Genomic DNA, 12,390 nt, shown 5'->3' on the forward strand with positions numbered 1-12,390 from the left:
TAGATGGAGTTATTTTATGGAAGCCAGTTTCACGAAACCACCACGATTCTCATTTCTTTCAATAGATTGTTGAACAATTAGATACCCAATGGCAATCATATTTTTAAGCTCATATAGATCCGTATTGATTTGGTAGTTTTTAGTGATTTCGTCAATTTCATTTTCCCAATGAATGAGTTGTTCTTTCGCTTTAAGCAAATCAGCATCGTTACGGACAATTCCTGCATTTTGGCGCATCAATAGTTGAAGTTTTGCCTTAATTTCGGAGATGTAACGGGAATCGAAAGCTGGTTTTGTAACTATTTTCCAGTCTGAAACCACTCCGTTTAGTTCGTTCATTGTTATGGGATTATGGGCCAAATAGGCATAGATTTTATCGGAATAGACCAAAGCTTCCAATAACGAATTTGATGCCAATCTATTGGCACCATGCAAGCCCGTTCGGGAGCATTCCCCGCAAGCAAATAAATTTTTGACAGATGTTTTTCCGTTTTTATCTACTACAATTCCGCCACATAAATAATGTTGTGCAGGAACTACCGGAATCCAATCTTTTGTTATATCAATCCCAATGCTTTGACAACGCTTATAAATCATCGGAAAATGTGTGGTAAAGGCCTCTAAATCCAGATGAGTACAATCCAGATAAACACATTCATCACCTGATTTTTTAAGTTCTAAATCGATGCTTTGTGAAACAATGTCTCTTGAGGCCAAATCGCCTCGAGAATCATAATCAAGCATAAACCGATGCCCATTTTTAGTGCGCAAATAAGCTCCAAAACCGCGAACCGCCTCTGAAATCAAAAAAGAGGAGGATCCAGCCTTATTTTCATATAACGCCGTAGGATGGAATTGAATAAATTCCATATCTTTTATCGCTGCATGAGCCCTATAAGCCATGGCAATACCGTCGCCTGTTGCAATGATTGGGTTGGTGGTGTGGCCATATAGATGCCCGATTCCGCCAGTAGCCAATAACGTAAAATCAGATTGAAAAGTAAGAATTTCATTTGTTTCTTCATTTAAGGCATAGGCACCATAACAACAATTATTTTTAGTTATTAAATCAAGTGCAAAATAATGGTCTAAAACGGAAATGTTTTCTTTTTGACTCACTTGATCTAAAATGGCACGTTGAATTTCTTGCCCCGTTTGGTCTTTATGATGCACCACCCTGTTTTCAGAATGACCACCTTCTTTGCCCAAATCTAAGGTTCCTTTGACGTTTTTATCAAATTTGGCGCCCCATTCTATGAGTTCTTTTAATCGTTTGGGGCCTTCGGTAATGACCATTTTTACCACGTCCTCATCACATAATCCATCACCGCAAATTAGGGTGTCCTCAATGTGCTTTTGATAGGAATCTCCGGTCTCGTCTGTAACAATGGCGATGCCGCCTTGCGCATACTTTGTATTTGACTCGTCGGCATTTGATTTGGTTATTATGGTGACTTTTTTGTCAGGAAATTGATCTGCAATTTTTATGGCAAAAGTCAGTCCTGCAACTCCAGAACCTATGATTAAGTAATTTGTAGGGATCATTATTTGGATAATTCAAGCATGCGTTCAATAGGAATCAATGCTTTTTTTCTAATGTGTTCTGGTACAGTGATTTCTGGGGTTTCGTTAAGTAAACAATCATATACTTTTTGTAACGTGTTCATTTTCATGTAGCCACATTCACTGCAAGCACAAGTATTGTTTTCTTTAGCGGGTGCCGGAATCAGTATTTTATCAGGAACTTCTTGCTGCATTTTATGCAAAATTCCAGCTTCAGTTGCAACAATAAATTTGGTGCCAGGATTTGTTTTTACAAAATCAATCATTCCAGAGGTTGAACCAATGTAACTGGCCGTTTCTAAGATGTGAGTTTCAGATTCGGGATGTGCGATAATTTTGGAATCAGGGTGTTGTTTGTAAAGTTCAATTAATTTATCCAATGAAAAAGCCTCGTGAACCACACAGGATCCATCCCAAAGCAACATATCTCGCCCAGTTTTGTTAATGATATATCTCCCTAAATTCTTATCTGGCGCAAAAATAATAGGAGTGTCTTTTGGTACCGATTCTACAATTTTTACTGCATTAGACGAAGTACAAACAATATCGCTCAACGCTTTAATTTCAGCGGAACAATTTACATAGGTAATAACGATATGGTCGGGATGGGCCTCGGTAAATTTCTTGAAGGCTTCAGGCGGACAAGATTCAGCTAATGAACATCCTGCTTTTAAATCGGGTAGGATTACTTTTTTTGTTGGATTTAAAATTTTTGCAGTTTCTGCCATAAAATGGACTCCTGCAAAAAGAATAATATCAGCGTCCGTTTTAGCCGCTTCTTGAGATAATCCTAAGCTATCTCCCACATAATCGGCAATATCCTGAATATCGGCTTCCTGATAATAATGGGCCAAAATCACCACATTTTTCTCTTTTTTTAAATCCAATATCCGCTCTTTAAGACTCTTCATTCCTTAATTAATTAAAATTATTTGCATTTAAATATTTTCACTACAAATATAATATGATATTTCTAAACGACACACTTATATGCGATAAACACAATATAAAATCACTTATTTCCTATCATTTTGGTGGATTTATTTACTTTAAGGCTGGGTTAGAATTTAAATATCGGACAAATGGGTATGATAATTATCAGTTTTTTTACCGTTTTCTTTCCCGAAATTTGTGGCATATTTATAATAAAAACAGTTAATGCATGACAACAACTAAACCGCTACATACGTTCCATATTCCTGTAATGGGTCTTGCTTATACTATAGACAGTCCAATTCGGGTGGCAAAGTATGGCATTTCATCGGTGATTTCGATTATGGATGATGAGCTTATTGAAAAGATGAATGCTTTTTACAGCAAAAAATTCGATATTCCCTATCATGAAATCACTCAAAAAATTCACGATTATCGGGCAGAACGAATTACTTCCTATTTGAATTTGGTTGACAAAATTGTCAAAGAAAAATTCGTGAATTTCAAAACAGAATTGTCCGAAAGCAGATTGGCTTTGGAAAATTATATCGCCATGTTGCCTAACAAATCCGAAATCAAAAAAGGATTGGAAAGTTTGATGGAGGACGGTATTGCTTTTAAAGATAACATTAAAAATTATCTCGAAAACAATCTCTCTCCCGGAGATATCGATGTGAATATTATGACCAAACTAGATAAGGACAATTTCCTTAAAGACGAACAACTTCCGGTTGAGTTTAATGATGCACACGCTGCACTTCGTGGATTTGCCAACAGTAATTTATCCTCTTCGGTAGTGCTTTCTGCGGGAATGAACCCAAGACTGTTCAGTTATTTTGAAAATTTCTCCAGTTTTTTTCCAGATTTAAACGACACTTTAAAAAAGAAAATTATTCTGAAAGTGAGCGATTTCCGTTCGGCGATGATACAAGGAAATTTTTTGGCTAAAAAAGGACTTTGGGTTTCCGAATACCGTATTGAATCTGGGTTAAATTGTGGCGGACATGCTTTTGCCACCGATGGTTATTTATTAGGACCCATTTTGGAGGAATTTAAACAGAAAAAGGATCAATTAGTCCAATCTGCACACGATTTAATGGTGAAAGCTCTCGGTCAAAAGGAATTGCATGTTCCCGAAAAACCATTGGAATTAAAAATTACCGTGCAGGGTGGAGTAGGAACTGCCGAAGAACACAGTTTTCTATTAGATCATTACCATGTAGATTCAGTGGGGTGGGGTACTCCTTTCTTATTGGTTCCAGAAGCCACATCTGTTGACAAAGCCACACGTGAATTATTGATAAAGGCTAAAGAAGAAGATTTGTATTTGAGTCACATTTCGCCTTTGGGAATCCCTTTTAACACATTGAGAGGAACCACCAATGAAATGTTCAAACAAAAACGCATTGATGATAATAAGGCAGGAAGTTCTTGTCCTAAGAAGTTCTTGGCGTTAAGTAAAGAGTTTGGAGCGAAAGGGATATGTACCTCATCCAAACAATTTCAAGATGTAAAACTAGAGGAACTAGAAGCTATAAAAGACACTTTATCGGCTTCAACTTTTGAAAAAATGAAATTTAACATTACTGAAAAAGCCTGTCTTTGCGTAGGATTGGCCAATGCATCCTATTTAGAAAATGATATCAAGATAAAAGGACAATCGCAAGGCGTGATTATTTGCCCTGGGCCTAATATGGCTTATTTTGATAAGGAACTGTCACTTGTCACTATGGTGCAGCACATTTATGGCAACGCCTCGGTGATGACGAATGCCAATCGTCCAAATTTATTTATCAAGGAATTGAAAATGTATATTGATTATTTGAAGAACGAGATTAATGAAATCACTGCTGAGTTGACCGCGGCACAAATAAAAAAATGGAATCTATTCAAAAACAATTTGATAGAAGGAATTGGCTATTACCAAACAATGTTTGCTTCTTCGCATTTCTTGGAAGACAATATTACTGATGTTCAAAACCAACTTCAATCCTACAAAGCAAAAATAGTTGAAATTAAAATCCCTGAATTAGCAATTGCATAAATCGTAGTTTCAATTTTTGCTTAAAAAACAAGCCTACTTAATTTATTTTAAGTAGGCTTGTTTTTATTTGATTGTCCGTAATATGCTGCATCCCAAAAACCAGACAAAAATTTCACATAATTTAAGATAGGAAAATATCTCCAGTTATACCTCAACGAGTTCGTTTATAAACTTAATAGACGATATTTTGAGGGAAAATTATTTGACAGGCTAGTGATAGCTAGTATTACAAGGTTATGACTGAAAACGGACAATCAAATGATATTTTAGTCATGTTAGGGGTTAAGTATTAAAACGGATAGCCAATAGCTAAATTAAACACTAAGTTTTCACTCCGCCAAGGGCCATTTCCCAGATTGATTTGGTTTAAAACCCAGCGTTGTCCGTCAGGCAAATAGGGTTTGCGAATTGGGAAGGCAAAGTCGGTGCGCAAAATCAGAAAGGAGAAATCAAACCGGAGCCCGGCACCGGTTCCTACTGCCAGTTCATGGAGAAATTTACTCGAGAATTGCGAACCCGGTTTGTTGACTTCGGGATTGACGAGCCAGATATTTCCTGCATCAATAAACAGGGCACCGTGAACAATGCTGAACAACTTGGCGCGGTATTCGGTGTTAAATTCCAGTTTCAAATCGCCGGACTGATCGGGCAAAAAGGCGTTGGTTTCTACCGTAGGTTTAAAACTTCCCGGGCCTATAGATCGCGCTCGAAACGCCCGTATGCTATTAGTCCCGCCTATAAAGAACTGTTTGATAAAAGGCAACTCCGAAGAATTTCCGTAAGTGTACCCCGCGCCAACGAGGAATCTGCTGGCAAGTTGGGCACGATCACCCAGTTTTAGATAATGGCGAAACTCAGTTTCCATTTTTGCAAATTGGCTGAACGGGACTTTAAAAACCGTAACCGTGTCGCCCTTTTTGACATTGGCACCCGTGGCTAATCCAGTAAGGGTTCCAGCCAAATCGAAACCGCCTTTGAAGTAAATGGTATTCTTCTTGGCGATTTCCATCGTGTTGGTGTAGGTATAGGAATAGGTTGGGCCAAAGATGAGCTGTTTTTCTATGACTTTGGCCAAGGAAGGGTTCGAATCGATTTTTTGATAGTATAAATTGGAGACGTGTGCTGGGCTTACAAAACTGATTTCGGTCACGTTGAGTTGGTGTTCTTTTCTAATATTTTCTTTCCATAAATAACCAAATGAGCTTTTAAAGGAATTTAGGGAATATAGTTGCGACCTGTTTTGGTATTCGTATCCCAGAGTTACTTTGGTTTTTGGGACATAGCCACTTGAAGAATGGGTTTTTATGGGTGCAATGATGCGTGGCCAAATTAAGCTGGCCTCAGTTCCTACACGGTACACGTTAAAGCCTTTGTTTTGTCCTGCCATCTGGACTTCCAATCCTCCAAACGCACTTATGGAGAGTAATTCGGCTCCTTTGAAGGTGTTTCTATTGCTCCAGTTGACATTCAATTCGGTTCCGGTATAATTCGCCGAATTGGTTTTGGCCAAGACTTCCAAACGAATGGATTTCCGGGTCAGTGGCGTCAGATAATAATAGGCGTCTAAATAATTTTCCAGTGTATCGGCCACTTTGAATTGATTTTTCACAAATTTAAAAGTACCGAGATTTACCAAACGGTTCAGTGACAAATTGTGGTTGGTTCGGTTGTACACATCGTTCTTTTTAAAGTACAAGGTGCGGTCAAATATTCTAGGATTAAAAGTATTGGCGCTGTCGATAATCGTAAAATCGTGATACTTCTGTATCGAATCGGAGGTTTTTATCTTGGCATCGGCCGTCAGGGAATAGTTCGGGTAAATGATGATGTCATTGATTTTGTAAACTTTCCGGGCCAATTCGGGTGTTTCGTTCTTTACCTTCACAATCAAATCGACCTGATATTTGCCCACGGTGCTATCCACTTGAATTTTCAAATAGTCGGCACTGAAATAGAAATAGCCTTGCTCTTTTAAATAGGAATCTATGCGGATCCTCTCGGCTTTGATCATATCCAAATCATAGCTTTCGCCAATTTTTAGAAACGATTTGTCGCCCGTGCCGGCAATTTTCTTTCCCAATTCAGAGGAATCCGTCGGAAAAAGAACCTGTTTGATTTTATAATTGGAACCCGGTTTTATGATGTATTCGGCAGAGGCTCTTTTGCCTTTTCGGGTAGAATCACTGGCGATTTTTGTGTTGAAATACCCTTTATTTTCAGCGTGGTTTTGCAACACGCTTTGGTTGTATTCTAAAGCCACTTTGCTGAAAAGAACTGGTGGTTCACCCACTTTATTTCTTAACCAATACCGGAATCCCTTCTCTCTCTTGGGTTGCCCCACCAGATTATAAATATACAGCTTCGGGCGTAAGCCCAAGATTTTCTTGTTGGGCAAAGGGCGTAATAATGCCTTGAATTCTTTTTTAAGGTTCTTGCGTTCTTTGCTTGATATTGCAGTATCTTCCACTTTAATTTTTCCGCCAATGTAAAGCAATTCCCCGTCAGCTAAATATTTGGTATTGCTGCACGAGGAAGCCAAAAAGAGTAAGAGGAGCGTATAAAATAGTGGTTTCGCTTTCATGTGGTTACTTTTTTTGAAAGGTTTTCTTCGGTTTTAATCTAGCCTTTTCTTCTTTCGCTTTGCGGAACAATTCCTTGAATTCATTATAATTCATCGTGATGATAAAAGCCAGACCGGTTTCTATTACCTGACCTTGCAAAGCCACTTGGTATTGGTCTTTTCGGTAGGCTCTCAAACGGTACCTTCCGTCTTTTGATAACTGGTAATCGGCAGAAATATCACCTGCGATAGAATTAGCCTGCTGATTGACCTGTTGTTGGCCTTCAATTCCGAAAGTACTGCCAATAGTGACTTTCAATCGGTCGTTTAACAATCGTTTGGATAGGCCCACATTCAAATCGGTCTTGTTTTCCCGTTGGCCGGAGGAGTAATTATCGCTACTTTCTAAATCTAAATTGACTTCAACGCCTTTAATCAAATCGCCAGCTAAATTGTTTAATTGTTGCGACATCATTTTGCTCACACTTTGTCTGGCTAACGACTCAGCACCGCTGCCGGCTTCACTGGCAAAAGGATTTTCTCCAATAAATCTATTGAGCAACAACAACGCAAATACTTGTTTGTTCAACTCGGAAGGCTGCTGGCGCAGTTGTGCCAGTTTGGTTTGTGTGCTGTTTATGATTTCGGCGGCTACCGAATTGTTGCCTTCCGGAAGCACGATATCAAAGGAAATTTCGGGTTTCATCAAATCGCCTTTCATGATTAATTCAGTTTCAAAAGGGACTTTTTGTTTGTAAGTATTTCTTTGTCCGGGTGTTAAATTACCCAATTGGTCATCCAATAAATCAATTGGTGACGCATTGGTTTTATAAACCGCAGTAATATTTACATCGGCTGTGGTTGGCTCGCCAGTCCATAAAATAGAACTCCCTGCTTTAATATCGAATTTTCTTTTTATTAGGTTGAAGGTCATTTCATAGGTTCCTTCGGTAAATTCATATCGTCCGGTCAGTGTTGATTTTCCTGAGGGATCAATGCCTCCGTTGAGTCGCGCTTCGCCTTTCAGTTTCAGATAATCGCCGTTTCCTTTGTCAATAATCAAACTCAATTCGGCTTCCTTGTCAATTTCAATATTAACCGAGGCATCGATTCCTTTAAATCTGGTTTTGCTTATCGAATCGGTTAGGACGACGGTTTTGATTAATTCCGGATGGTCTTGGTCAATAAATTCAACAATGCCTTCGCGGTCTGCAATTGACGGGTCGGATTGTGGCGTCACGACCGTGAGTTTGGTGTCTTTATTTATTTTGATATTTCCTTCTACAATTGGTTTTTCCAAATCCCCTTTAACGGTCAATCGACTGTCTAAGTACAATTCACCGTAATACAATTCATTGTCTTTGGCTTTCGAATTCAGTGCTCGGAAATTGTCGGCATTGACCGTTAAATCGAGACCATAATCCCTGAAATTGGTGGTTGCCATTTTGCCATCTACCACCAGAATATTGTTTTCTTCATCACTGATGGTGAAGGTGTCAAAGACAATTCCGTTCTCGTTAACCACCACTTTATCATTCATGGATTTGAAATAAGAGTTGAGCTGCGTGACTCTAAAAGCAATGTCGTTAAATTGTAAATCCCCGTTTATTTTGGGTTCTTTTGCGGTTCCTTTTATCTTGAATTTCCCCGAAAGAAAGCCACTGCTTTGGGTTAAATTACCCAATGTAAAGCCTTGAAGGCTTTTTAGATTCAGATGTTGCATGTCCAAATCCATATCGAAACTGTTGTTGTCGGATCTGTAAAAACCGTCTAAATTGACCTGATTTCCCTTATCGGTGATGCTTATGTTTGCGTTATAAGTACTTGCGACTTCGTTATTGACTTTGATGTTGATGGTTCCAATGGTATCGGTATTGAAACTGAAATCGCTAATGTCCAAATCGGCCGTAAAAAGAGGACTTTTATTGCTGTTTTTAATTCGGGCATTCCCATTAATTTTTCCGCCAAAAGCCATCGAATCCTTCTTAATACTATTAGTGATGGTTTCAATTTTGAAATCTTTGAAGTCGACAGTTAAAGGAGCATTTGGTTTCTCGGATTCTGATTGAATGGTTATCGCAGTTTCGTCTTTGCTCAAGTTGACGGCATTGGCAAATATGCCACTTTTCCCAAAACGAATCCGGTTTTCGGCATCTATTTTCCATACTTCATAATTCAAAACCAGATTATCATTCAGTTCCATATCGGTATCACCACCATTGGAGTTTAAATCGCCTGAAATGAGGTATTGCTCCTTGTCTTTATCGTCTTTTAACTGTAAGGCATACGCAACCGTATTGTTTTGGATCGTCCCGGATAAATTGGTTTGTGGTAGTTTGAATTGTGCATTTTGAATGTTGTTTACTTCCAGATTGTATACCAATGCGTCGTTTTGCGTGTCCACCTTAACAATGGCATTGGTTATGGAAATTTTGTTGTAAATGAGTTTCGGAATTGAACCATTCAAAACAATGGAATCATTCACGGAATTGTAGCGACCTGAAACGGAAATGGGATCTATGCTTTTTAATCCCGGAATTAATTTAAAAATTACTGGACTGTCTTTTACCGATAAATGAAAGGCCAATTGTTGCGGTTCTGATTTTGTTTTTTGGGATAAAGGATGGATGTCATAATATTTCGCAATAGAGTTGGTTAAGGCGTTTGCTACTTTTGTCAATTGGTATTTCCCAGTAACATTCGCATCCAAAAACTCTGATTTGAGGGCTATCAAATTTTTTTCCGGTGTTGCGGTTGCGATAAGATTGATGGTATCGAGGGTAAATTCACCTTTACTATTTTCTATTTTAAAATGGTGCAAATGAAGGATTCCGTTGAGGTAATCGGGGTCGGCGGTAGGAACATCGGCATCAATTTGTCCTTTTAATTTCAATGGTCCAGCATGAAGATTGAGTTTTTCCAAATCGGCAATATCTACATTCATTTTGAGTTTGACTGCAGGATATTTGTCTTTAAAACGGCCATTGGTCACCAAATCAAAGGCCAGATTCGGATCTTTCATCACTAGGGTTGCCTGAAAAGCTCCGTTTTTAATGCTCCCTTTAAGATTAGCATTGTGATAGGTGTATTTGTTGTAATTGGCTCGTATTATATTTCCGTCCACTGTTGCCGTTGCCGTTTTTGGGTTTAAACCGTTGCCATTTACTTTGGCGTTTAAACTAACTTTTCCAACATCGGAATTTTTAATTAATTTTCCGAAATCAAAATTATCCAGTTCGGCATTGGCTTGATAGCGCTCTTGGTATTTTCTTTCCTTAATGAAATCCCCTTTAATTTTAGCATGCCCAAAACTACTGGTCAAATTGACATTAGTGAAAAAACGAGAAATGGTACCTTTAAAAGTTCCTTTGGCGGCAAGCCGAGAAGGCAACTGTATAGTATTGGGAATGCTGCCTTTTGGGGCAAACTGATTGATGTCATTTGCCGAGGATTCCAAATTTTTGATGTTCAAATCAAAATAGGTTTTTTTAATATCGGGCAAACCGGTAATGCTTCCGCTGGCAGCAATTTTGGTAGTTCCAATTCCGCTGATTTCCAGATTTGGAATTTGGATGTTGTTTACTTTTCCGGAAACGGAACCATCGATTTTCATAATGGCATTCGGGTTGCTTTTGAAAGGGTTGGTATCGGCTAAACCAGGAGCGAAAATCAAAACATCCCTAAACCCTATTTGGCTTCCAATTAACGTGGTATTTAAATCCAGTTCACCAACGTTTTTGCTCAGTGATGCAATCGATGGATAATTGACAATCACTTTGTTTTTTAAAAGCGTTTGGGGTGTTTTGAGGTATAACTTTTTGAGGTAGGCCGATTTTTGTCCGTAGTAAAATTCGGTTTTTAAGGATTGCACATTAAGTCCACTTTTTTCCTGAACCGTAAATGCATAAATTTTTCCATAAATAGTGTTGGAAGTATAGCTGAATTTTTCGCCATCGAGATTGAAGTTTTTCAAATTCAAATGATAGTAGTCGATTCCGGTTTTTGTTGGTGCCACATTTTGATCGTCAAACCGGAACGCAATCTCTTTTAGATTGGCTTGATTCAACTTGAATTTCCAGTTGTTTTTAGAAGAATTTGTTTCTGGATTCGTTGGCTTGTCAACTGCTTTGGTTTGTAATTTCCCAATGACTAAATTCCCCTTCAATGTCTTGATGTCGAGACTTTCCAAATCAATGCTTTGGTTTTGAAGATCAAAACTGTTCACTCGAATCAAGGCTTGCTCTAACAGCATCCCGGTGTTGAGTTGCGTTCCGAGATTATCGTATCCGATGTTTATTTTTGACAGCGCAATGTCGCCGAGTTTCAATTTTAGATTGGTGTTTTTAGCTAGAGAATCGGTGACTTCAATTGTTTTTTTAGCAATTTCCTGAACCAATAATCCCTGTTTCAATTTCAGTTTTAAGCCATCGAGTTTGATTTTTGGAATTTCAAAAGCCATATTGTCCAGATCAAATTTTTCGATTTGAGTATCAAAATGTTTGAAAGAAACGCTCAAATCATTTTTAGTAATGGCATCCTCAAATTTCACATTGATTTTATTCAAGTTGATTTCTTTAACCGAAATCGTCATGGGTTTTGCATCGGGTTTGGTCTTCTCTTTAGATGCAAAGGCTTTGATGATGTAATCAAAATTAAAAACCGAGTCTTTATTTCGTTTGATATTTGCTTTAATGCCAATCAAATTAATGGTCTTAATTTCGACTTCATTACTCATTAATTTGAAAAGCGAAATATTAACTTCCAGTTTATCGCCATACAAAAGTGTTTCTCTATGTTGACCTTCCAGATAAACTTTTTCCAGAATAATATTTTTTGGAAACTCTACATCTAGGGTGCCAATGGTTACCTTAGTATGAATTTTTCCTTCTAAATAACTAACGGCTTTGTCTTTAATTTTATTCTGTACGAAGGGAATTTGAATAAGAAGTGCCACTAAGAGAAATAGTGCCACAAGGGTAGCAATAATCCAAAGTGTAATTTTTGCACTTTTTTTAATGTACTTTTTCCAATTCAAACGACGAAGATTTTTAAGGTCTAAAAGTAACTAATGTAAATAAAATTTCCAATTTACTGGATAAATCATGTATATGGAATTTGGATGTAAAGGTGGGTATTTATATCATAATTTTATTATATAATTACATCTAAATGTTACAAGATTATTGACAAAAAGACAACGCAATTTATAAACCTAACCCGTTGGGTGTAATTAAATTGTTTGATTTTTAATATTGTTTATTGGCCTGTCAAATATGAATTTATTGATGTA

At 37.8% G+C, this 12,390-nt stretch carries 5 protein-coding genes and 1 pseudogene; 2 read left to right on the forward strand and 4 right to left on the reverse strand.

Annotated features, from left to right (window positions below; all coding sequences use genetic code 11):
• Positions 1-9 precede the first annotated feature (9 nt).
• Together nadB and nadA are read right to left on the reverse strand one after the other, a co-directional pair.
• The gene (nadB, locus tag DB895_RS10420) at positions 10-1,545 is read right to left on the reverse strand and encodes an L-aspartate oxidase (protein ID WP_116725303.1); all 1,536 of its coding nucleotides are present in this window, start codon (positions 1,543-1,545) and stop codon (positions 10-12) included.
• On the reverse strand, positions 1,545-2,474 hold the full coding sequence (gene nadA, locus DB895_RS10425) for a quinolinate synthase NadA (RefSeq protein ID WP_116725304.1): 930 nt from the start codon (positions 2,472-2,474) through the stop codon (positions 1,545-1,547). The genes nadB and nadA overlap by 1 nt, the downstream gene beginning before the upstream one ends.
• Positions 2,475-2,725: 251 nt before the next feature.
• Between nadA and DB895_RS10430 the strand changes: the two genes are divergently transcribed.
• Positions 2,726-4,540 carry a hypothetical protein gene (locus DB895_RS10430; RefSeq protein ID WP_116725305.1) on the forward strand — a complete coding sequence of 605 codons (1,815 nt, stop codon included), beginning with the start codon at positions 2,726-2,728 and terminating at the stop codon, positions 4,538-4,540.
• A gap of 129 nt (positions 4,541-4,669) precedes the next feature.
• A pseudogene (locus tag DB895_RS10435) lies at positions 4,670-4,780 on the forward strand (IS1595 family transposase); the annotation flags it as partial.
• Between the two features lie 49 nt (positions 4,781-4,829).
• On the opposite strand, the gene tamL reads toward DB895_RS10435, so the two are convergent.
• A complete protein-coding gene (tamL, locus tag DB895_RS10440) occupies positions 4,830-7,121 on the reverse strand; it encodes a translocation and assembly module lipoprotein TamL (RefSeq protein ID WP_116725306.1) in 2,292 nt (763 codons plus the stop codon).
• A gap of 4 nt (positions 7,122-7,125) precedes the next feature.
• Positions 7,126-12,135: a translocation/assembly module TamB domain-containing protein gene (locus DB895_RS10445; RefSeq protein WP_243694661.1), complete on the reverse strand. Its 5,010-nt coding sequence runs from the start codon at positions 12,133-12,135 to the stop codon at positions 7,126-7,128.
• Positions 12,136-12,390 lie beyond the last annotated feature (255 nt).

Origin of the sequence: Flavobacterium psychrotolerans, from assembly GCF_003097635.1 — a bacterium.
GTDB classification, from domain to species: Bacteria; Bacteroidota; Bacteroidia; order Flavobacteriales; family Flavobacteriaceae; genus Flavobacterium; species Flavobacterium psychrotolerans.